Below are 21,715 nucleotides of genomic sequence, written 5' to 3'. Positions count from 1 at the left end.
GTGTCGAACGTCATGCCCTGCCGCCCTGGGCTCCTGCTTTCGCAGGAGCATGAACCACATGAAAAAGGCCGGAGCGGACATCCCGCTCCGGCCTTTTCAGCGCCTCATGTGCAACCCTGGCCTTATTCCGCCACGGCCTGTTGATCGGGCAGGGCGTTCGTCACCTTCGACCCCCACAGCGCGTAGAACAGGATATATAGCTCGCACGCGGCGGTCAGCAGGAACGACCATTGCAGGCCATATTCGTCCGCCAGCCAGCCCTGCACCACCACCAGCGCGCCACCGGCGATCGCCATGATCAGCAGGCCCGAACCTTCTTCGGTCAACGGCCCCAGGCCCTTGATGCCGAGCGTGAAGATCGTCGGGAACATGATCGAATGAAACAGGCCGACCAGGATCAGTGCCCACATCGCGACCGGCCCCGTGGTGAACACCGTGATCAGCATGACGATGAACGCGCCGATCGAGAAGGCCGCCAGCACATGGCCCGCATCGAATTTCTGCATGATCGCAGCGCCCAGGAAGCGGCCGATCATCATGCCCGCCCATAGGAAGGTCAGATAGCGCCCGGCCTGTTCATAGGTCAGGTTGGCGATATCAGGCTGGCTGACGAAATTGATGAACAGGTTGGCGACACCGATTTCCGCGATCAGATAGATGAAGATCGCGGGCACGCCCCACACCAGATTGCGGTGGTTCCAGAGCGAATGTTTCTTGCGCTCTTCCTTGCTGTGGCGTGACGTCGCATTGCCCATGGCGGGCAGGGGGAAGCGGGCGATGATCACCGCCAGCACCACCAATATGACGGCGACGATGATATAGGGCAGGATCACCGACTGCGCATCGGCCAGCCGTTCGGCCTGCGTCAGCACCGTGCCGGTTTCGGCCGTGCCACCCTTGGACCGGCCCAGGATCAGATAGGCCCCGAACAGCGGCGCGAGCATCGTGCCCGCCGAGTTCATCGCCTGCACCAGATTAAGGCGCGAGGAGGCGGTTTCGGGCTTGCCGACGACTGCGACATAGGGGTTGGCTGCAACCTGCAGCAGGGTGATGCCGCTCGCGATCACGAACAGCATCAGCAGCGTGACGCCGTAGGAGGGGATCGATGCCGCCAGCGTCATGCCCAGCGCACCGGCCGCCATGACGAGCAGACCCACCACCAGCGATTTCTGATAACCGACCCGCTCGATCAGCTTGGCCGACGGGATCGACGCGACGAAATAGGCGATGAACCACACCGATTCGATCAACGTCGTCTGGGTGTAGCTCAAATCAAACACGCTGCGCAGATGCGGCAGCAGCGTGTTGTTGATGACAGTAATGAAGCCCCACATGAAGAAGAGGCTGGCGAGCAGGCCCAGCGCCGGGCCATAGCGCGTTGCGGGATTATGCGTCGCGGTGACGCCCGCGCCTGATGTTACGGGTCCTGCCATCCATCCTTCTCCACTGCATTTCCGGGGACGGGCGACCCGGATAGGGGTTGCGCCCGCTTATTTTGTCGGAGTATATTCCCCGAAACCGCGCGTCAATGGGCGGTCGGTATCGGGAGGAAGTCCATGCAAAAGGTCATCATCAAAACAGCGCTGTCATACGCATTGGCCATGGCGCTGACAAGCACGGCGGCGCTGGCCGCCGACGCCAGCCGCGCGCCCGCAGGCACGCTGGCGGACGGTACGGCGGTGGAAACGATCACGCTGACCAACGGTGCGGGCGTATCGGCCAAGATCCTGACCTATGGCGCGACGCTCCAGTCGCTGTCGGGGCCGGACAAGGATGGCAAGATCGCCGACGTGCTGCTCGGCTATGATGACCTCAAGGGCTATGTCGACCATCCCAATTATTTCGGTGTGACCGTGGGCCGCTATGCCAATCGCATCGCGGGCGGCACCTTCAAGCTGGGCGACACCAGCTATCAACTCCCGCTCAACGACAAGACCAATTCGCTGCACGGCGGCGACAAGGGCTTCGACAAGCTGCCCTGGAAGGTCGTGTCGGTAAAGAGCGGCCCGACCGCCACCGTGGTCCTGTCCCTCGTCAGCGCCGATGGCGATTCGGGCTATCCCGGCAAGCTCGACACGACCGTCACTTACACGCTCGACGAAGCGGGCAATCTGGGCATCGTCTTCGCCGCCAAGACCGACAAGCCCACCATCGTCAACATGACCAACCACGCGATCTTCAACCTCGCCGGTGAAGGATCGCCCGATGGCGCGCTCGGCCATATGCTGACGATTCCGGCCAAGGCCTATACGCCGGTGGATGAAAAGCTGATCCCGACCGGCGAATTGAAGCCGGTGGACGGCGGCGTGTTCGATTTCCGCGCGCCCCGCCGCGTCGCCGATGGTATTCGCGACGGGCGTGACCAGCAAATCGTCTATGGCCGCGGCTATGACCATAATTGGGCGCTCGACAAGGGCGCGACCAAGGCACCCGAACTGGCCGCGCGGCTGGAAGATCCGGTGTCGGGTCGGGTGCTCGAAGTGCTGACCACCGAACCCGGCGTGCAATTCTATGCCGGCAATTTCCTCGACGGCACATTGGTCGGCAAGGGCGGTCATCTCTACCGCATGGGCGATGGCATCGCGCTGGAGCCGCAAAAATTCCCCGATGCGCCCAACAAGCCCGCTTTCCTGTCGGCGCAGGTCGATCCCGGCAAGCCCTATCGTCATGCGATGGTCTATCGGCTGTCGGTCAAGCGCTGATGACGGCCTGGCGTCTGATCGAACGCGACGTTGCCGACACGCTGGGCGAAGGCACGCTCTGGTCGGCGCGCGATAATGCGGTCTATTGGGTCGACATATTGGCCCCGGCGCTCAACCGGCTGTCCCTTGCGGACGGCACGGTCGAGCGCTGGGCCATGCCCGAACCGCTCGGCTGGGTGGTGGAACGCGAAAGGGGCGGCTTTGTCGGCGGCTTCCAGAGCGGCTTTGCCGACATCCGCCTCGATCCGCTGACGATCACGCCCTTCGGCGACCCCGAACCGCATTTTCCTGGCAATCGCATGAACGATGGCAAGGCGGATGCGCAGGGGCATATCTGGTGCGGCACGATGGACATGGTCGAGGAGCATGATCGCGGTTCGCTCTACCGGCTCGCACCCGACCGCAGCTGGAGCGTGATCGACGCCGACTATCGCGTCCCCAATGGTCCCGCCTTCTCGCCCTGCGGCCGCTGGCTCTATCATAGCGACACCGCCAAGCGGCAAATGTATCGCTTCGCCCGAACGGCGGAGGGCGCGACCGATCGCCAGCCCTTTATCCGTTTTGCCGAGGAATATGGCTATCCCGACGGCATGACCGTAGATGCCGACGGCCATATCTGGGTTGCCCATTGGGGTGGCGGGCGGGTGAGCCGTTTCACCCCCGACGGCGTGCTGGACCGATCAATCGCGCTGCCCGCGCGGCAGGTGACCAATATCTGCTTTGGCGGGGCCGATCTCGACCGCATGTTCGTCAGTTCGGCGACCATCGGGCTGGACAATGCCACGCCGCACGACGGCGGCTTCTTCGAAGTCGATTGCGGCGTGCGCGGCCTGCCGACCCACCAATATGCAGGCTGACGCCTAGAGCATGATGATTTTAAGTCGCATCACTCCGTTCGCCCTGAGTAGGGGCTGAGCTTGTCGAAGACCCGTATCGAAGGGTCGGCTGCGCTTATATCCTTCGATACGCCATTTCGACTTCGCTCAATGGCTACTCAGGACGAACGGTTCTGAGTAAAGTTATCACGCTTGTCTTATGACTTTGTGGTCCGTTCGGGTCAGGATGCGATGTCCGGTCCGGGGTGGCCACCCCGGACCGGACGGAAGGGGACGGATCGCAAAACCGCTGGTCGTGAAGGGACCGGGTTAGAGTAGGATCGCCCCTTTCTTTTTCATCAGGCCCGAACGGATACCGGGGCTTTTAAGGCCCGGATGACAAGCATGGGACAGCGAAAAAGATGAGCAACTCTCTACCACAAACCATCGGCATCGACATCTCCAAAGCGACGTTGGACTGCTATGTCCATCCCATCGGGATCGAGCGCCAGTTCCCCAACACCACCAAGGGCCACAAGACCCTGATCGCATGGGCCGGGCAATGGGAGGTCGAGCGGATCGCCTATGAGGCTACCGGCATCTACCACCGCGCGCTGGAGGTCGCGCTCGGCCATATGCCCTGCGTCAAGCTCAACCCGGAACGGGCAAGGCGCTTCGCTCAGGCGACAGGCACGCTCGCCAAGACCGATCGCATCGACGCCAGGCTGCTCGCACGGATGGCGGTGACGCTGAAACCCCCGGTCAGGCCCGCCCGAAGCCCGCAGCAGAACCAACTGGCCGAACTCGTCAACGCCCGCGATGGTCTGGTGCGTGATCGCACCGCGCTCAAAAACCGCGAAAAGAACCTCACCGTCACGCTGCTTAAGCGCCAGTGCAGCCAACGGCTCGAACAGATCGCTCGCCACATCGCTGCGCTCGACGCTGAAATCGCGGCCGTCATTGCCGCAGATGAAAAGCTCGTCCGGCGCCACCACATTCTCACCAGCATCGCTGGCCTCGGCACACTCACCGCCAACCAGATCATCGCCACCATGCCCGAACTCGGATCGCTCGATAACAAGCAGGCTGCCTCGCTCGCCGGACTTGCCCCGGTCGCGCGCCAGTCCGGCCAATGGAAAGGCAAAAGCTTCATCCGCGGCGGTAGGGCCAATGTCCGACAGGCTCTCTACATGCCTGCTCTGGTCGCCGCCCGATTCAATCCAAACCTCAAGGCCAAATACCAGCAGCTCATCGCTGCCGGAAAACCCGCCAAAATCGCCATCACAGCCATCATGCGAAAGCTCATCGTCACCGCAAATGCGCTACTCAGGGCAGATCGTCTCTGGACCACAGCATGCGCTTGACCATCACGGATACTCTAAAGAGCGCGCGCAAAGGGGCTTGCGGCGCGCCGAAGAATCTGTTTTATGGCGCGAGACAGCGTTGTCATACCTCTCCAAAGTGAGGCAGCGCTGCAATCCCGGACGGCCCGCTACGGCGAACTGCACGCGCCATGGGTCGTCCGGGACGACTTTTCCCTTATCGCTGCGTCAATTTCGCCAGGCCCCGGCGCGCCATGGGCATGGTCAGCATCGTGCTGCCGATCGCCATCAGCAACAGCGCGGTAAAGCTGGTCCCGGTGATAATTTGCCGATCGAGCAGGATGTTGGCGAAGATGATCATGATCAGTGCCTTGGTCTGTAGCAGCCAGCCGATCACCCCGGCCTCGCCCTTGGGCCAGCCCAGGATTCGCCCGGCCAGCGCCACCCCGGCCAGCTTGCCGACGACGGCGGCGGCCAGCAGCAGCAATGCCCCGCCGATCACCTCGAACCCGCCCATATCCCATTGGGTGCGCAACCCTGTGCTCAGGAAAAAGACCGGCATCACCGTCAACAGCATATGATCGCGCAGCATATCCATCTGCGCTTCGTCGAACCATTGCTTGTCCAAAATCGCGCCCGCCAGGAAGGCGCCGACCATGAAATGCAGCCCCGCCCAATCCGCCGCAAAGCCCAATAGCGCGAGCGACAGCATCCCCAGATAGAGCCGGTCGCGCCCGCCGATTCGCCGCATCACCGCGCGCAACCCCCAGGCGACGAACGGGAACAGCAGCAGGAATCCCGCCTGCCGCTCGACCCGCGCCCAATCGAGCAGGATCAACGCCAGCACGCCCCAGATGGCGATATCGTCCAGGCTGGCATAGCGCAGCACCCGTTGGCCCAGCGGCTGGCGCAGGATGGTGAGCCGATCCATCAGCAAAACCAATATGGGCAGGGCGGTCACCGCGCACGCCATCCCCATCCCCAGCAACGCCTGCCAATGCTGCCCCTTCGTGCCGATCCAGCCCGGCTGCGTCAGGATCAGCGCGGCGGCCAGCGCCCCCAGCGCCAGCGGCGTCACCAACGCCAGCCCCGCCGTCGTCCATGTCTCGCGCCGCGCGACCCAGGCCTGGTGCAGGTCCAGTTCGATGCCCGCCAGCCAGACGAAGATCATCACCGCCCACCAGGCGATGCCGTTGAGCGCGGCGATGACGCCGGGCGGAAACAGGAAATCATGCACTTGCGGCAGCGCGACGCCCAGCACGCCGGGGCCAAGCAGCACCCCCGCAACGATCTGCACCACCACCAGCGGCATCCAATTGTCGGTGCGTAGCAATCGCCACACCAGCCAGGGCAGCCCCATGACAAGCGCCAGCGCGAGCAGAAAAGTCTCCGTGATCGTCATGCCCCGCTCCCCCTTGTCGGCAGGCAGGATTAGCGGCGCGGCGCGGCCTGCGCCAGCGCCTTGCCCCAAAATCCCTGGCCCTTCGCAGCCGCAAAAAACATCCTATATGGGCCCAAGCCTTTTAGGGAGATTTTATGGACACTGACCCTCGCGCCGTCACCCGGCCCATCGACCCCCTGTTCCTCGACCGCTGGTCGCCCCGCGCCTTCGATGGATCGGCTTTGCCGCAGGCGGATATCGATACCCTGCTCGACGCAGCCCGCTGGGCACCGTCGGCTTTCAACTATCAGCCCTGGCGCTTCCTCTATGCCCATCGCGACAGCGCCGACTGGGCGCGCTTCCTTGGTCTGCTGCTGCCGTTCAACCAAAGCTGGGTGCAACATGCCTCGGTCCTGACCTTCATCCTGTCCGACAGCCTCTCGTCGGCCCCCGGCTCGCAGGAAACCAAGCCCTCGCACAGCCACAGTTTCGACGCAGGCGCCGCTTGGGCGCTGCTCGCGCTGCAGGCAACGCGGATGGGCTATCACACCCACGCCATGACGGGCGTCGATTTCGACGCCGCCCGCCACGAACTCGCGGTGCCGGACCGTTTCCGCATCGAAGCTGCCGTCGCCATCGGGCGCATGGGCGACAAGGCGATATTGCCTGAAGCCCTGCAGGCGCGCGAAGCCCCCAGCGGCCGCAATCCGATCGACAGCTTCGCCTTTGCCGGCAATTTCGTCGCCTGAAACTTCACTCCAACCACCTGCCCCAAGCCACCAAACCGATCGACCACGCCGAAACCGCGTGTTTTCGGCAATATGTCACCGGAAATGCGCCGAAATTCGCCCTTAGGCGATGGACCGGCGGATGCGAACGGGCTAGGGCGGGTGCCATCACACTTGAAGAGGACGTCCTATGAATAACAGTGACCTGATCGACACCGTCGCCACCGCCCACGACCTTTCGAAGGCGGACGCCAAGAAGATCATCGACGGCGTGATCTCGGCGATCGTCGACGCGGCGGCCAAGGGCGAAGAAATCTCGCTCAACGGTTTCGGCAAGTTCAAGGTCAAGGAAAGCGCCGCGCGCGAGGGCCGCAACCCCGCCACCGGCGAGACGATCCAGATCGCCGCGTCCAAGAAGCTGGGCTTCACCGCTGCCAAGGCGGTCAAGGACAAGCTGAACGGCTGATCCAAATGCAATTTGACGACCAGTTGCGTCGCTATTTCGGCCGCACGGACATTGACGCCGTGCCCGCCGAAGCGATCGCAGCGGGCGTCGAGCGCATGCGCGTCGACCTTGGTCTGGAAAAGGACCGGGGTCGACGTTTTGCGTTGTGGTGCCTGCTCTTCCTGATGGGCGACGCCCCCGATCTCGACATCGCCTTCAAGGACGCGGCCGATCGCGACGCCGCCCGCAATTTCATGGATCTCGCTCAGGGCGATCCACCGCTCGATTAGGCCCCTTCGGGCCATTCAAGTCTCCAACGATCCACATCCCCCTTTTCCGCCATCGGGCGATCATCCACTGTGCGCGTGCCTTTTTCCGGCACATGCTGCCTGCGCACGCCTGAAAAACGGCATCCGGCGGGCCGTCGCTGACATAGCCTGTGTGCCAGGGCCATCGGGGCCACGGGAGATGATCGATGAAACTGCCACGCATCCTTACTGTCACCGTTGCCGGATCAGCGCTTCTGGCCCTGGCCGCCCCCTTGAGCGCGCACGGCATCTGGTTCGCCCAGCGCGCGACGCAGATCGCCCTCATCTATGGCGTCGGCGCTGACGATCTCGACGCGGTCAAGCGCCTGCCGCTCATAAAGACCGTCACCGGCTATGATGCTGACTGGGCACCCGTCACCACCAGCCTGCGCACCGCCGGGCCGATCCCCGTCGTGGACAGCGAAGAGCCGATCGCGGCGGTCGCGGCGATCATGGACTATGGCCTGTGGAGCAAGACCCCCGACGGCAAATGGCATAATAAGGGCCGCGACGAAGTGCCCACCGCCAGCCTTGCCGAACATAATTGGAAATATGCCGTCCATCTGACCAAGGTGCCGACCAGCCCCGTGCCCCTGTTCGAAGGGCATAAGCTCCAGATCGTCCCCGTCGATCCCGCCATCCCGCAGAAGATGGGCGAACCGATGAAAGTGCGGGCTTATTATGAAGGCAAGCCGATCGCGGGCGCGACCATCATGTCCGACTATGTCAACGATCCCGACGAAGTCGCGGTCAAGACCGGCGCGGACGGCACCGCCACCATCACGCTGCGCAACCAGGGGCTGAACGTGCTGATGGGCATCTATGTCGGTCCAGCCGATGACAAGGCGAAGGTCGACCATGTCGAATATCGCTCGTCGCTGTCCTTCGTGCTGCCGCATCTGCCCGAATAAGGCCGCACCGCCACCTTTTGTCGCTACCCTGTAAGGAGACACCCATGAAACTCGACCTGATGAAGCTCGGCCTCGCGGTCGCTGCCCTCGCCCTGACCCCAACCGCCGCCTTCGCCCATGGCAGCATGAAGCCCCAGCATGGCGGCCTCGTTCAGATGTCGGGCGAAACCATGGTGGAACTGGTCGCCAGTCCCAAGGGCGTCGATGTCTATATCAGCGAAGAGGATGAGCCGCTGCCCGCATCGGCCTACACCGCCACGCTGACGCAGACCGCGTCGGGCCAGAAAAGCCAGGCCGCGCTCAAGCCCGCCGGTGGCAATAAATTATCCGCCCCCGGCTTCAAGGCCGCCAAGGGCGCCAAGATCGTCGTCGCGCTGGTCGACAAGAGCGGTGCCAAGGTCTTCACCACCTTCCAGACCAAGTAAGCGGCGATCATGCGCAGCGCGATCCGCCACTTGCCCATCCCCCTCGGTATGCGGCGGGTCGCGCTGCTGCTGCTGGGGCTCATGCTGGCCTGCATCGGTCAGGCGCTCTTGGCCCATGGCGTAAACGAGAATGACCGCGCCTTCATCGAAGGCGCATCGGGGGTCAACATCATCCCCTATATGTATCTGGGCGCCAAACATATGGTGACCGGCTATGATCATCTGCTCTTCCTCGCCGGGGTCATCTTCTTCCTCTATCGGTTGAAGCAGGTCGGCACCTACGTCACCCTGTTCGCGATCGGCCACAGCACCACCTTGTTGCTGGGCGTCATCCTCGACCTGCGCGCCAATCCTTTCCTGATCGACGCGATCATCGGCCTGTCTGTGGTCTATAAGGCGATCGACAATCTCGACGGTTTCCGCACCTGGTTCGGCATATCGCCCAATCCCAAGGCGGCGGTGCTGATCTTCGGCTTCTTCCACGGCTTTGGCCTGGCGACCAAGCTGCAGGATCTCACCCTGTCGAGCGACGGGATGATCCCCAACCTCCTCGCCTTCAACATCGGCGTCGAAATCGGCCAGTTCATCGCGCTCACCTTCATCCTGCTCGCCATGACCTTCTGGCGCAGGACCGACACTTTCCGCCGCAGCGCGGTCCTCGCCAATGCGGCGCTGATGACCGCGGGCTTCGTCCTCGTCGGCTTTCAGTTGACCGGCTATCTGATCGAAAGGGGCCTGACATGACCAGCAGCCACCAACCCGCGCCACCCACGCGCATCACAACCCCGCCCGCCACGCTCGCCAAGGCCACCGGCGCCGCCGCGATCGGCGCGGTCGCCATCCTGACTCTGTTCGTCCTGCCTGCCGAATATGGCATCGATCCGACCGGGGTAGGCAGCGCGCTCGGCCTCACCGCCATGGTGGCCGAACCAAGTGCGTCTGCGCCAGCAGCCGCCCCGCCCGTAGCCAGCACGGCACCGACCCTGCCGACCAAGGACAATATCGCCCGCACCGCCCCCTGGCGGCAGGACAGCATGACCATTACCCTCGCGCCGCACAGCGGGCAGGAAGTGAAGGCGCATATGCAGCAGGGCGACAGTTTCGTCTTCGAATGGCAATCGACCGGCGGCCCGGTCAAGGTCGACATGCATGGCGAAGCCCCCGATGCGACCGACGGCGCATTCACCAGCTATTGGGAAGAGCGCGAACAGACCAGCGCCAGGGGCAGCTTCACCGCGCCCTATGCCGGCACCCATGGCTGGTATTGGCGCAACAAGGGCGACACGCCCGTCACCGTCACGGTCAAGACGACCGGATTCTACAAGGATCTGTTCCAGCCCGCGGGCGCATAATCCCCTAGAGCGTGATGACTTTACTCAGAACCGTTCGTCCTGAGTAGCCCCTTCGACTGCCCGCCTGCGGCAGGCGCTCAGCAACCGTATTGGGTGTCAAGCGAGATTGGCCCATGGTTTATCCTGCTGGACGATGGCGTTTGCGATAATGAGGAGTTTTCGCATGGCGGCGGTGATGGCGACTTTGGGCGCTTTGCCTCCCGCGCGGAGGTGCTGGTAGAAGTCGCGGATGGTTGGATTGAAGCGGATGGCGGGTAATGTTGCCATGTAGAGCGCGCATCTGACCGAGAGTCGGCCGCCGGTAATATGCGCCTGACCGCGCCACTGGCCGCTGTCACGGTTCATGGGAGCGATGCCGGCAAGGGCTGCGATCTGCTTTTTGTCAGCGATACCAAGTTCGGGGAGTTCGGCGATCAGCACTGCCGCTGTCGTGGCGCCGATGCCTGGAATAGACTCCAGCAGCATAGCTTTGCGCGCGAGCGTGGCATCAGCCTCGATTTCAGCCGTTATGCGCGCATCGCACTGGCCGATTTGTCCTTGCAGGAAGGCAATATGCTCGCGGATCGAAGCCAGCGTTTCGGCGTCATCGAGGCCGGACAGACGCTGCTTTTCGGTAGCCAGCATACCGACCAGTTGCCGCCTTCTGCGCACTTGCTCGGCAAGGCGAGCCTGATTTTCAGGTGTTGGCGGTGTTCTGGCGGGCTGCATGGCGTCAGCGAAGCGTAGGATGATGCCAGCGTCAAGCGCATCGGTTTTGGCGAGTTGACCGCTCGCTCTAGCAAAATCCCGCACTTGCCTGGGATTGACGATGCTCATGGCGATCCCCGCCGCTCCCATCTGGCGAGCGAGCAACCGGCCATAGCGGCCCGTTGCCTCGCAGACGATATGGGGATGTTCAAGGGTCGCGAGCCGCCTTCTTAAAGCCGCGATCCCCGCCACCGAATTGGTACGGCGCCAAACCCCGTTAGCCCCCGGTAAGGCAATATCGAGTGCCGCCTTAGATACATCGACGGCAACATATTGGTTCGACATCATGTTTCTCCACCTTGCATACGAGCTCAAGGCTCAGGCAACCGTTCGAGACGATCATGGATGGAGCGGACGGCTTTGCTGAGGATCGCGAGCTTTATGCCCAAGGACAGGCACAGCCTATCCGCTCCGACCTGTCCGGGGTCATGACCCCAGACAGGTCGGCACCAATTCAACCAAGGCTGAAATAAATGCCAACCCCAATATGCAAGGACAGGCATTGAGCGAAGTCGGAGTCGCAGACGACCGAAGGGCAAATGGCGTATCGAAGGATATACAGCGCAGCCGACCCTTCGATACGGGTCTTCGACAAGCTCAGCCCCTACTCAGGGCGAACGGAGTGATGCGACTCAAAGTCATCATGCTCTAAAAACGCAACCTGCGCCGGAGCATCCCGCCCCGGCGCAGGCCTTTCAGCTTAGAAGCGATAGCCGACCGTCGCGCCATAGGTGCGCGGCGGCAGGTAGGTCACACCGATGATCCGCCCGGTGGAGATGGCGAAGGTGCTGCTTTCGCGCAGCGTATCGCCGATATTCTTGACCCACAAAGACGCCGTCACCGTATCGGTCTTGTCCACCCAGCGCAGCGACGCATCGAACATCGTGTAAGCGCGCGTGCCTTCCACCAGCCGCTTGAACTCGGTGAAATAGATGTTGCTGCGCCCGGTCATGTCGCCGCTGACGGTGAAGGTGCCCGCCTCCTGCATGATCGGCAGATCGACCTCGATCCCGGCGCTGTAGGACCAGGTCGGCGAATTGCGCGTCGGGTTGCCCGCCAACTGGATGTTGCACGGCGCATTGGCATTGAGCGCGTCGGCCCCGCATGGCGCGCCAAAGGCGGTGGGATCGGGATTGGTGACCGGGTTGTAAGCGGGCTGCCCCGCCTGCGCCACGTTCACCGGATCGAGCGGATCGACCGTGATGAAGTCATCATATTTGCTGTCGGTATAGGAAACCGACCCGCGCACCCGCACGCCATCGACCGGGCGGGCCAACAGATCGGCTTCGACGCCGGTCGCCGACGTCTTGGCCGCATTTTCGAAGATGGTGGTGAAGCCTGCCGGGCCACCGCCGATCGTCTTGTTGATCTGCAGATCGTCCAGCTTGTAATGATAGGCGGCCAGATTGACTTGCAGGCGACGGTCGAGCAGTTCCGCCTTCACGCCCAGTTCGTGGTTCTTCATCTTTTCCGGTCGCACGATCGTCGTGCTGCCCGCCGCATTCTCACCCGACCCGGCCTTGAAGCCTTCGGAATAGGTATAATAGAGCAGCAGATCGCTGTTGGGCTGCCATTGCAGGCCGATTTCCGGAGTGAAATCCTTGAACGTCCGTTCGCGATAGGTGCCCTCGATGGTCGTCTTGCGCACCTGCGCCACCGCCGGGTTACCGTTGGCGGTCAGGATGATCGACGGGTTGGAGCTATCCACCTTCTCATGGCTGTAGCGCCCACCCAGTTTCAGCGATACGCCATTAAGGCCAAAGGCGGCACCCAGGTCGAAGTTCAACTGCCCGAACGCCGCATAGGCGCGGGTGCCAAGGCTGGACTTCAAGCAGACGCGGTTGGGCGAGGTGCCCGCCGGGAAATTGCACATCGCTTGCGCTTCGGCCAGAGTCACCGAACCGACGGGAGCGGCGACATTGTCGACGAAGGTCGGCCGCGTCGCCAGCACGGTGATGTTGGACGCCAGATCGTTGGTGGAGCTCAATCCCACCTGATCGCGGGCCCGCTGGCGCTCATGGAAATAATAGAGGCCGACGACACCCTTCACGATGTCGCTGTCATATTTGAACTGCAGCTCGTTGCTGAACTGCTGCGCGTCGATCGTCCGCACCTGCACCGATGTCGAGTTGGGCAGGGTGGCGACCAGCGCCGACCCGTCCAGATCCTGAATCAACTGCGTCTTGAAATCGCGATAATTGGTGATGTTGCCAATGCTGAACGCATCGCTCAGCTCGATGTTGAGCGTGCCGGTGACTGAATAGCTTTTGGTATCGACCGAGGGCGGCTCGTCGCTGGCCAGGTCGCGTGGGTTGGTCGCAAAACCGCCCGTTCCCGTCGGCGCGAGGCGTGGCACGCCGGGGAAGGCGGGGCCACGATAATGAACCGCGCCGCTATTGTCATTCTGGCGGAAATATTCGCCCGAAATCAGATAGTCGATCTTGTCCGACGCGATCAGGTGGATCTGGCCGCGCACCATGTAGCGATTAAGATCATCGACATCGGCGCCGCCCTTGAACGGATTGCCGCCATAGCCGTCGCGCGCCTCGACCTTGCCTGCCAAACGAAAGCGGATCGCATCGATGATCGGCCCGCCGATCGCCGCTTCGCCGGTCATCGCATTATAATTGCCATAGCCAAGCCGCGCATAACCGCTGAACTCGGCGGTCGGCTTGGCGGTGATCAGGTTGATCGACCCGCCCACGGCATTGCGGCCATAGAGGCTGCCCTGCGGTCCGCGCAGCACTTCGACCCGCTCCAGATCGAACAGCGACGTCAGCTGCGCCTCGGCGCGCGCGACATAGGCGCCATCGACATGCAGCGCGACGCCGGTGCTGGACCCGGTGGTGGAGGTATTGGCACCCACGCCGCGGATGAACACCTTGGCCTGGTTGAAATCATTGCCGAAGGTGACCGACGGGACGAGCTGCTGAATGTCCTGCAGATTGTTGATCCCGGCATTGGTCAGCGCATCACCGCTGACGGCGGAGACCGCGACGCTCACATCCTGCAACGACTGGCTGCGCTTCTGCGCAGTGACGATGATGTCCATGCCGTCCGTCTGCGCCTGCGCCATCGAGGCGAGGCCAAGGCTCGATACGCCAATGACCGAAACGGAAGCGAACAAGGCGCAAATCGCCCGTGAATTACTGGAAACTTTCATGGCGTCCCTCCCTGAAACCGGACATCGTGTTAATTGTGTCCTGCTGAAACAATTAGCATGAGCGCACCCCCCACGCAATTTGCATCCAGCGACTGTCCCAAGGTGCATATGAATTTCGGGTGATGTGCTAAAATTGCATCATTTCATCCGACGCGAAGGTGGCGTCGGATCAGCGCAAAAGCCGGATGGATGTAAGCCTTGGGCCGACTATGGCTTGGCAGAGAGTCGTAATGCGATTCGACGAAAACGCGCGCCCGCTACGCCGCGCGCGCCAGCATCAACGAAAACAGTCCGTCCTCATCGGTCCATTCGCGCACCGGCTCCCAGCCACCCGACCGCAGCAGCAACCGCCCGTCGCGCACCCCATATTTATGGCTGCTTTCGGTGTGGATCGTCTCGCCCTGCGCCATGCGGAAGCTCTCTCCCGCGACATGGAAATGCAGCGGCCGCGCCGCCTCCAGATGCATTTCGACCCGCGCCTTGTCGTCGTTCCAGATCGCGCGATGGGCAAAGCCGTCGATCGGCAGATCGCCCTCCAACTCACGGTTGATGCGCGTGATCAGGTTGAGGTTGAACGCCGCCGTCACTCCCGCCGCATCGGCATAGGCCGCGATCAGCCGGTCGCGATCCTTGATCCGGTCCATGCCGATCAGCAGCATGGCCCCATCGCCCAGCAGGCGGCGCATCGCGCGCAGCAGGTCGACCGCCGCATCCGGCTCCATATTGCCGATGGTCGATCCGGGGAAGAAACCCAGCCGGGGCATGGCCTCGATCGCATCGGGCAGCGTCAGCGGCCGGTTGAAATCCCCTTCGACCGGGATCACCGGCAGGTCGGGAAAGGCCTGCGCCAAGGTCGCGCTGCTCGCCCGCAGGAAATCGCCGCTAATGTCGATCGGCACATAGGCCCCCGGCGCGATCGCACGCAGCAAATGCGGCGTCTTGCGCGAACTGCCCGCGCCAAACTCAACCACCGCCCGGCCTTCGCCCACTGCTTCGGCAAAATCTGCACCATGATTCTCCAGCAGCGCCGTTTCAGTGCGCGTGGGATAATATTCGGGCAGGTCGGTGATCGCCTCGAACAATTCCGACCCATGCCGGTCATAGAACCAGATGGGCGGCGTCGCCTTGGGGCTGCGCGACAGGCCTTCGATAATGTCGCGGCGAAAGGCCGGGTCGACCGCATGGGTTACGGTCGGGGCGTCGTCTGTCAGCAGCATGGTCGTTACAGATCCTTCGCCAGTCGCAGCCCGGTGAACTGCCAGCGTTGATGGGGGTAAAAGAAGTTGCGGTAGCTCGCCCGCACATGCCCGCGCGGCGTGGCGCAGCTACCGCCCTTCAGCACGAACTGGCCCGACATGAATTTGCCATTATATTCGCCGACCGCGCCCGGTGCCGCGCGAAAGCCGGGATGCGGGCGATAGGCGCTGCCGGTCCATTCCCACACATCGCCGAACATCTGCGTCAGCGACGCGGTGGCATCGGCGGGGTGGGGACGGGGGCAGGCGGCATCATCCAGCAGATTGCCCGACGTCGGCGCGATATTCTGCGCCGCACTTTCCCATTCCGCCTCGGTCGGCAGCCGCGCGCCTGCCCAACTGGCATAGGCATCGGCTTCATACAGGCTGATATGCGTCACCGGCGCGGCCGGATTGACCGGCTGGCGGCCATCGAGGCCAAAGCGGGTCCAGCCCTGTTCGCCCTGCGCCCAATAGGCTGGCGCATCGACGCTTTCCGCCTGCACCCAGGCCCAGCCATCGGCCAGCCAATGCGCCGCCGTGCGATAACCGCCATCCTCGATGAAGGCGATCCATTCGCCATTGGTGATCGGCCGGTGCCCCAGCGCATGGGGATGGAGCAGTGCCTTGTGCCGTGGTCCCTCGCAATCGAAGGCGAACCCGCCCCGGCCCTCGTCGCCAATCTCGACCAGCCCCTCGCGCCCCTCGATCCAGTGCAGGGCGTCGGGCAGGTCCATGGAGGCAGCAGCGGGTCCGGCGAACAGCGCGGGCTCCATCGGATTGAGCGAAAACAGATGCAGCAGGTCGGTCAGCATCAATTCCTGATGCTGCTGCTCATGATGCAGCCCCAGCGTCACCAGCGTCCTAGCCTCGCGCGACAGCATGGGGATCGCCGCCAGTAGCGCCGCATCGACATGCGCGCGATAGTCGCTTATCTCGTCCAGCGACGGCCGGGTCAGCATCCCCCGCATCGGCCGCGCATGGCGCGCGCCTTCGGCTTCATAATAGCTGTTGAACAGGAAGGCGTAGCGCGGATCGAACGGCTGATAGCCCGGCACATGATCGCGCAAAACGAAGGTTTCGAAGAACCAGGTGCCATGCGCCAGATGCCATTTGGCCGGAGACGCATCGGGCATGGACTGGACCGTCGCATCAGCATCGGACAGGGGAAGCCCAAGCGCCTGTGTCAGCGCGCGCACCTCGCGATAGCGCGACATCAGCGCATCCCTGTCCAACTCGGTCCAGCTTCTGGCCATGCCTGCCCCTTACGCTATGCTCGCATGATGATGGAGCAAAAAGCGCATGACTGCCCTTTAGGGTTCCCCTCCTTTTTCAGCAGCAGACCGGTTGAGCGGCGCGGCAGACGCGGTCGCGCCCCTGTTGCTTGGCATCGTAGAGCGCCTGGTCCGCGCTCGCGATCGTCTCTTCGATGGGCGTTCCCTGCCAGCGCGCGACACCCGCAGAAAAGCTGATCGCGCGGCCATTGACCTGGCCGATCGGATCGTCGCGCATCTGGGTGGCGATCCGCGATAGCGACCAGCAGGCCTCATCCTCGATACAGTCGGGGAAGAAGACCATGAACTCTTCGCCGCCCCAGCGCGCGACATGATCGACCCGGCGCAACTGCGCCGCCAGCCGTTGCGCAAAGGCCGCCAGCACCCGGTCGCCCTCGTCATGGCCCATCCGGTCGTTGACCTGCTTGAAATGGTCGATGTCGATAATCGCCACGCATCCCTTGCGCCGCACCTGGGGCAGCATGTCGATCTGCATCAGGAAACCGCGCCGGTTGGCGATACCGGTCAGCGGGTCTTCATGCGCGGCGACGTTCAGATCCTGCATCTGCGTGCGCGTGACATGGGCGGCACGATGCACCCCGGCATAGAGCGTCTGGATGACATCGCCGACCTGGGGCAGGGGCGTGGGGTCGCTATCTTGCCCCTGCAATGTCTGCGCCAGCGCATGGATGGGATTGAGCAACGCGCCGATCCCGTACAGCGCAATGCCGGTGCCGATCACCGTCGCCAGCGTCAGCAGCACGAACTCCGCCAGTGCCAGCCGCCCGGTCGCCAGCCCCCAGGCCATATAGCCCAGCAGCGGCAAATGGGTGGCGACGAAGCAGAGGGTGAACAGCCGGAGCCTGAGCGAGCGGGGGAAAATGAAGGAGGTCGCGAGGTAGAAATGCATATCAGCCCAGTCATGATTATAGACCGGGCGGAAAGTCGTCGGCGCGTCTAAACGCATCCTGAAGAAACAGGGTTAATGCGCGTCTCTGCGATCAACTGTGCCGCGCATGAGTCGAGCGACCCGACCGCTCAGCGCGATGCGCCCGGCACCCATTTGACGTCGCGCGCACCATTGTCGTTCAGGCGGCGTGCCATGACGAACAGCAGGTCGGACAGGCGGTTGAGATAGATGAGCGCCTGCACGTTCAGCGTCACGTCGGTCGCCGCCGCCGTCGCGCTGCGCTCGGCCCGTCGCGTGATGGCGCGCGCCAGATGCACCGCCGCCGCTGCCGCCGATCCGCCCGGCAGCACGAAACTGTCGAGCGGTGCCAGTTCCGCATTCATCGCATCAATCTGCTGTTCCAGCCGCTCGACCTGGCTTTCGATGATCCGCAAGGCCCAGGGCGGGTCGCCCGCATCGGTGATCGGCGTCGCCAGATCGGCCCCCAGGTCGAACAGATCATTCTGGATCATCGTCAGCCACGCCGCTTCGGGCGCATCGCCGATCGCCAGCACGGCAAGGCCGATCGCGCTATTGGCTTCATCGACATCACCCACCGCCTGCATGCGCGGCGCATATTTGGGCAGGCGCGTGCCGTCGGCAAGGCCGGTCGTGCCCGCATCACCGGTGCGGGTGTAGATCTTGTTCAGCTTGACCATGTAATCTTACCCGTTGCCCTTCATCAGCAGCAGGAGCGCGACGATGACGATCGCGATCGCCTGAAACAGCACGCGGTTCATCATCGCCTTATTCTGCTTCAACCGCGACGGACCGGGACCGCTGCCTTCGGGCGCGTTCAACTCCTCCTTCGTCGTCTGAAGGAAGCTGATGATGCCACGGATGAGCGCGAACAGCGTCGCGGCCATGGCAAGGATGAGGGCGATGACGAGGACTATGTTCATATGTCCAACTTAGGCGCTTGCCAGCCTGATTCCAACCGGAAAGCGCTTGCCTCTTAGGGCAGTCGCGAGTTCGGCGGGATCGACCCCTTGCGCGCGCAGATCGGCGAGCGCGATCGACCTGTCCCGCTTGGCCAGCCGCCTGCCATCCGGTCCGACCAGCAGCGGATGGTGGCAATAGGTCGGGGAGGGGAGGTCGAGCAACGCCTGCAACAGGCAATGAATATCCGTCGCCCCTTTCAGATCATCGCCGCGCAGCACATGGCTTACCCCCATCGCCGCATCGTCCAGCGTGCAGGACAAATGATAGCTCGCCGGCGCATCCTTGCGCGCCAGCACCACATCGCCATGCGCCAGCGGATCGGCGGAATGCAGCGTCTCACCCTTTTCATCGTCATCCCCGCGAAGGCGGGGACCCATCTCCCGACCTGGCGTTGACATGATAGCGTGGGAGATGGGTTCCCGCCTGCGCGGGAATGACGAGGTAGAGAAGGCGAGCGCCCGCCACCTTACCACCCCAACCCGCGCCACCGCCGCCGCCATATCGATCCGCCACGCATGCGCGTCCCCCGCGTCGATCCGCCGCGCCCGTTCGCCCTCGCCCAACCCCCGACACGTCCCCGGATAAACCGGCCCCTCCGGCCCATGCGGCGCGGTCAAACTCGCCTGAATGTCGCTGCGCGTGCAGAAACAGGGATAAAGCAGCCCCATGGCCCGCAACCGATCAAGCGCCGCCTCATAAGCCTCCAGCCGCTGCGACTGGAAAACGACATCGCCATCCCATGTCACACCCAGCCAGCGCAGATCCTCAATGATCCCCGCCACATGCTCCGGCCGACTACGCGTCCCGTCAATATCCTCGATCCGCAGGCGAAAAGCGCCCCCTGCCGCGCGCGCCATGTCCATGGCCAGCAGCGCGGACCAGCCATGCCCGACATGCAGCCGCCCGGTCGGGCTGGGGGCAAAGCGGGTCACCATATGCGGTAGGGCGTTCGTATCGGTCATACAGGCTCTTGACGGACGATATTGGTTGATGCTGTCATGCGGATGTCATGTTGCTGGTTAATCAGCGGCGTCGGCAAGGGGGTAGAAGGTTTCTATGTACCATCCCGACCTTATACGGCACCCGGAAAACTGCCCGGCGCTCGTACTCAATGCGGATTACACCCCGCTCAGCTATTATCCGCTGAGCCTGTGGCCGTGGCAGACGGCGATCAAGGCGGTATTTCTCGACCGCGTGGACATCATCGCCAGCTATGAGCGGCAGGTGCATAGTCCCAGCCTGGACATGAAAATCCCCTCGGTCATCGCGCTCAAACAATATGTGCGCCCGTCCGAACATCCCGCCTTCACCCGCTTCAACCTGTTCCTGCGCGACAAGTTCGCCTGCCAATATTGCGGCGTCAGCACCGACCTGACCTTCGACCATGTCGTGCCGCGCCGCGCGGGGGGGCGCACGACCTGGGAAAATGTCGCCACCGCCTGTTCGCCCTGCAACCTCAAAAAGGGCGGGCGCACGCCAAAGCAAGCGGGCATGCGCCTCCATGTCGAACCGATCCGCCCGACGACCTGGCAGTTGCAGGAACATGGCCGCGCCTTCCCGCCCGGCTATCTCCACGACAGCTGGCGCGACTGGCTCTATTGGGATGTCGAGCTGCTGGCATGACGCGGGCGCTGCGGCTTGCCTTGGCCGTGCTGCTGATTAGCCCCGGCCCGCTCGCCGCGCAGGAGGACCATAGCGGCCTGACCCGTGCCAAATATGTGCAAAACTGCCTGATGTGCCATAATCGCGCCGCGCCGGATGGACTGTCGCCCGACATCCTCGCCCGCCTTGCGCCGCAACCCGAGCTCAAACCAGCAGTCGCCATGCCCGGCGTCGCCTGCTGGCGCCGCTGCGACCGCTGCTTCGCGCCCGCGCCCAGACGAAGATAGAACGACCCAATGCTCACGCAAAAGCCGGTGCTATTCGCTTTGTTTCGCGATAGATCGCGTAGCATGAGAAAATTAAACCGCAGGGATTGGCTCGCCTTATCGGCTCCGGCAATTGTAAGCATGCTGGCTGCGTATTTTCATGGCCAGCAGCAGGGATGGGCTGCTGGCATCGCTATCGGAGCGCTGATGTTTGCTTTCGCTCTTTGGCTATGGCGACGGCGGATTATCAAATATCCGACCGACACTTGGAAAGCTCGCCTCTGATTAATTTGTCCCTGCTGCTTAAGCGCTCGGTATCAAGATGTGATCGCTATCCGACCGGCAACCAGTCCAGGTCCATATCCTTCTGCCGATTGGTATAATGGCCGATTTCCTCCAGCCGGGGCAGGTCGCGCAGCGTGATTCGGCCGTTCGACCGGCTGATCAGCCCTTCTTCCTCCATCTGCCGGATCATGCGGTTCACATGCACCGATGTCAGGCCGATCGAATCACCGATTTCCTCCTGCGTCAGCTTCAGGTCGAAACTGTCGGTGACGGCATCGTCGGTAACGCGGATGCGGTCGAACATGTCGAGCAGGAAGGAAGCAACCCGCGCCTTGGCCGATGTCCGGCCCAGCGACGCCAGCCGGTCGGTCATCGCCACCCGCTCGGCATTGGACAGCAGGAACAGCAACGCGGCAACACGCGGCGATTCATCGAGCAGTCGGCGCAGCGCATGCTTGTCGAACGGACAAATAATCGCGTCGGTCAGCGCGATCAGCGATTCGGGCGCGCGGCTATAGATGGTGCTGGCCGACCCGATGAAGTCGCCCGGAAAATAGACGCGCAATATCTGACGGCTGCCGTCGGGCATGATGACGAAGCTCATCATTCGGCCTTCGCGCAGCACGAACAATTCTGTCACCGTATCATTGACACGCTGAACCATCGCCCCGCGCTTTACCTTGCGGGGGTTTTCCTCCAACCGTGCCAGTGCCGTCCTTTCCGCGTCCGACAGCGGCACCTGTTTGGCCAGCCTTGCGGCGAAACAACTTGTTGCCACCAATAACACCTTCTTCCAATTCTCGTTACGATGGCAGAACGCCTCAAGCGCCTTTTGGCTGCATTTGCGCCCGTCGCACTAAACT

At 62.9% G+C, this 21,715-nt stretch carries 23 protein-coding genes; 12 read left to right on the top strand and 11 right to left on the bottom strand.

The features are described from left to right. Window positions 1–122 precede the first annotated feature (122 nt). Window positions 123–1,433 (bottom strand): sugar MFS transporter, encoded by a 1,311-nt coding sequence (locus ACZ2HM_RS10900; RefSeq protein WP_470425216.1) that lies wholly within the window; start codon window positions 1,431–1,433, stop codon window positions 123–125. Window positions 1,434–1,556: 123 nt separating this feature from the next. Between ACZ2HM_RS10900 and ACZ2HM_RS10895 the strand changes: the two genes are divergently transcribed. The 3 genes from ACZ2HM_RS10895 to ACZ2HM_RS10885 all read left to right on the top strand — a co-directional run bounded on the left by ACZ2HM_RS10895 (window position 1,557) and on the right by ACZ2HM_RS10885 (window position 4,881). Continuing rightward, complete coding sequence (locus ACZ2HM_RS10895) at window positions 1,557–2,702, top strand: aldose epimerase family protein (protein WP_470425215.1); 1,146 nt, start codon at window positions 1,557–1,559, stop codon at window positions 2,700–2,702. Next, complete coding sequence (locus tag ACZ2HM_RS10890; protein ID WP_470425214.1) at window positions 2,702–3,559, top strand: SMP-30/gluconolactonase/LRE family protein; 858 nt, start codon at window positions 2,702–2,704, stop codon at window positions 3,557–3,559. Before ACZ2HM_RS10895 ends, ACZ2HM_RS10890 begins: the two co-directional genes overlap by 1 nt. 380 nt (window positions 3,560–3,939) lie before the next feature. Further along, entirely contained in the window at window positions 3,940–4,881 is a 942-nt protein-coding gene (locus ACZ2HM_RS10885; protein ID WP_006966739.1) for an IS110 family RNA-guided transposase, read from the top strand. Window positions 4,882–5,056: 175 nt separating this feature from the next. Here the strand turns inward: ACZ2HM_RS10885 and ACZ2HM_RS10880 are convergent, their stop codons facing one another. Then, the gene (locus ACZ2HM_RS10880; protein WP_470425213.1) at window positions 5,057–6,241 is read right to left on the bottom strand and encodes a cation:proton antiporter; all 1,185 of its coding nucleotides are present in this window, start codon (window positions 6,239–6,241) and stop codon (window positions 5,057–5,059) included. Window positions 6,242–6,375: 134 nt separating this feature from the next. Between ACZ2HM_RS10880 and ACZ2HM_RS10875 the strand changes: the two genes are divergently transcribed. The 7 genes from ACZ2HM_RS10875 to ACZ2HM_RS10845 all read left to right on the top strand — a co-directional run bounded on the left by ACZ2HM_RS10875 (window position 6,376) and on the right by ACZ2HM_RS10845 (window position 10,389). Next, window positions 6,376–6,969: a nitroreductase family protein gene (locus ACZ2HM_RS10875; RefSeq protein WP_037476662.1), complete on the top strand. Its 594-nt coding sequence runs from the start codon at window positions 6,376–6,378 to the stop codon at window positions 6,967–6,969. A 169-nt stretch (window positions 6,970–7,138) separates the two neighbouring features. Beyond that, window positions 7,139–7,414 carry an HU family DNA-binding protein gene (locus ACZ2HM_RS10870; protein WP_037476661.1) on the top strand — a complete coding sequence of 92 codons (276 nt, stop codon included), beginning with the start codon at window positions 7,139–7,141 and terminating at the stop codon, window positions 7,412–7,414. A gap of 5 nt (window positions 7,415–7,419) precedes the next feature. Continuing rightward, entirely contained in the window at window positions 7,420–7,683 is a 264-nt protein-coding gene (locus ACZ2HM_RS10865; RefSeq protein WP_037476660.1) for a hypothetical protein, read from the top strand. Between the two features lie 185 nt (window positions 7,684–7,868). Then, window positions 7,869–8,612: a DUF4198 domain-containing protein gene (locus ACZ2HM_RS10860; RefSeq protein WP_037476659.1), complete on the top strand. Its 744-nt coding sequence runs from the start codon at window positions 7,869–7,871 to the stop codon at window positions 8,610–8,612. A 44-nt stretch (window positions 8,613–8,656) separates the two neighbouring features. Next, window positions 8,657–9,037, top strand: coding sequence for a hypothetical protein (locus ACZ2HM_RS10855; RefSeq protein WP_037476658.1), 381 nt, complete (start codon window positions 8,657–8,659; stop codon window positions 9,035–9,037). Between the two features lie 9 nt (window positions 9,038–9,046). After that, window positions 9,047–9,781, top strand: coding sequence for a HupE/UreJ family protein (locus ACZ2HM_RS10850; protein WP_037476657.1), 735 nt, complete (start codon window positions 9,047–9,049; stop codon window positions 9,779–9,781). After that, window positions 9,778–10,389, top strand: coding sequence for a hypothetical protein (locus ACZ2HM_RS10845; RefSeq protein ID WP_470425212.1), 612 nt, complete (start codon window positions 9,778–9,780; stop codon window positions 10,387–10,389). Before ACZ2HM_RS10850 ends, ACZ2HM_RS10845 begins: the two co-directional genes overlap by 4 nt. Window positions 10,390–10,485: 96 nt before the next feature. Here ACZ2HM_RS10845 and ACZ2HM_RS10840 read toward each other — a convergent pair whose 3' ends face one another. The 8 genes from ACZ2HM_RS10840 to gluQRS form a co-directional block, all read right to left on the bottom strand. Then, window positions 10,486–11,421: an IS110 family RNA-guided transposase gene (locus ACZ2HM_RS10840; RefSeq protein ID WP_470425211.1), complete on the bottom strand. Its 936-nt coding sequence runs from the start codon at window positions 11,419–11,421 to the stop codon at window positions 10,486–10,488. 415 nt (window positions 11,422–11,836) lie between these two features. Continuing rightward, a complete protein-coding gene (locus tag ACZ2HM_RS10835; protein WP_470425210.1) occupies window positions 11,837–14,299 on the bottom strand; it encodes a TonB-dependent receptor in 2,463 nt (820 codons plus the stop codon). A gap of 257 nt (window positions 14,300–14,556) precedes the next feature. Continuing rightward, window positions 14,557–15,516 carry an L-histidine N(alpha)-methyltransferase gene (gene egtD / locus ACZ2HM_RS10830; protein WP_470425209.1) on the bottom strand — a complete coding sequence of 320 codons (960 nt, stop codon included), beginning with the start codon at window positions 15,514–15,516 and terminating at the stop codon, window positions 14,557–14,559. A gap of 5 nt (window positions 15,517–15,521) precedes the next feature. Then, on the bottom strand, window positions 15,522–16,790 hold the full coding sequence (gene egtB / locus ACZ2HM_RS10825; protein WP_037473328.1) for an ergothioneine biosynthesis protein EgtB: 1,269 nt from the start codon (window positions 16,788–16,790) through the stop codon (window positions 15,522–15,524). A gap of 76 nt (window positions 16,791–16,866) precedes the next feature. Beyond that, the gene (locus tag ACZ2HM_RS10820; protein WP_037477735.1) at window positions 16,867–17,718 is read right to left on the bottom strand and encodes a GGDEF domain-containing protein; all 852 of its coding nucleotides are present in this window, start codon (window positions 17,716–17,718) and stop codon (window positions 16,867–16,869) included. 128 nt (window positions 17,719–17,846) lie between these two features. Further along, window positions 17,847–18,416, bottom strand: coding sequence for a cob(I)yrinic acid a,c-diamide adenosyltransferase (locus tag ACZ2HM_RS10815; RefSeq protein WP_037473326.1), 570 nt, complete (start codon window positions 18,414–18,416; stop codon window positions 17,847–17,849). 6 nt (window positions 18,417–18,422) lie between these two features. Continuing rightward, the gene (locus tag ACZ2HM_RS10810; protein WP_037473323.1) at window positions 18,423–18,659 is read right to left on the bottom strand and encodes a twin transmembrane helix small protein; all 237 of its coding nucleotides are present in this window, start codon (window positions 18,657–18,659) and stop codon (window positions 18,423–18,425) included. 9 nt (window positions 18,660–18,668) lie between these two features. Beyond that, the gene (gene gluQRS, locus ACZ2HM_RS10805) at window positions 18,669–19,634 is read right to left on the bottom strand and encodes a tRNA glutamyl-Q(34) synthetase GluQRS (protein ID WP_076605541.1); all 966 of its coding nucleotides are present in this window, start codon (window positions 19,632–19,634) and stop codon (window positions 18,669–18,671) included. A 121-nt stretch (window positions 19,635–19,755) separates the two neighbouring features. Between gluQRS and ACZ2HM_RS10800 the strand changes: the two genes are divergently transcribed. Together ACZ2HM_RS10800 and ACZ2HM_RS10795 are read left to right on the top strand one after the other, a co-directional pair. Then, window positions 19,756–20,322: an HNH endonuclease gene (locus tag ACZ2HM_RS10800; protein WP_037473320.1), complete on the top strand. Its 567-nt coding sequence runs from the start codon at window positions 19,756–19,758 to the stop codon at window positions 20,320–20,322. Beyond that, window positions 20,319–20,588 carry a hypothetical protein gene (locus ACZ2HM_RS10795; RefSeq protein WP_037473319.1) on the top strand — a complete coding sequence of 90 codons (270 nt, stop codon included), beginning with the start codon at window positions 20,319–20,321 and terminating at the stop codon, window positions 20,586–20,588. Before ACZ2HM_RS10800 ends, ACZ2HM_RS10795 begins: the two co-directional genes overlap by 4 nt. 310 nt (window positions 20,589–20,898) lie before the next feature. Here ACZ2HM_RS10795 and ACZ2HM_RS10790 read toward each other — a convergent pair whose 3' ends face one another. Next, a complete protein-coding gene (locus tag ACZ2HM_RS10790; protein ID WP_037473317.1) occupies window positions 20,899–21,633 on the bottom strand; it encodes a Crp/Fnr family transcriptional regulator in 735 nt (244 codons plus the stop codon). Window positions 21,634–21,715 lie beyond the last annotated feature (82 nt).

This window comes from Sphingobium sp. KKT206 (genome assembly GCF_055640555.1).
Note: the sequence above shows the minus strand (reverse complement) of the source record. Positions and strands in the feature narration are given on the sequence as shown.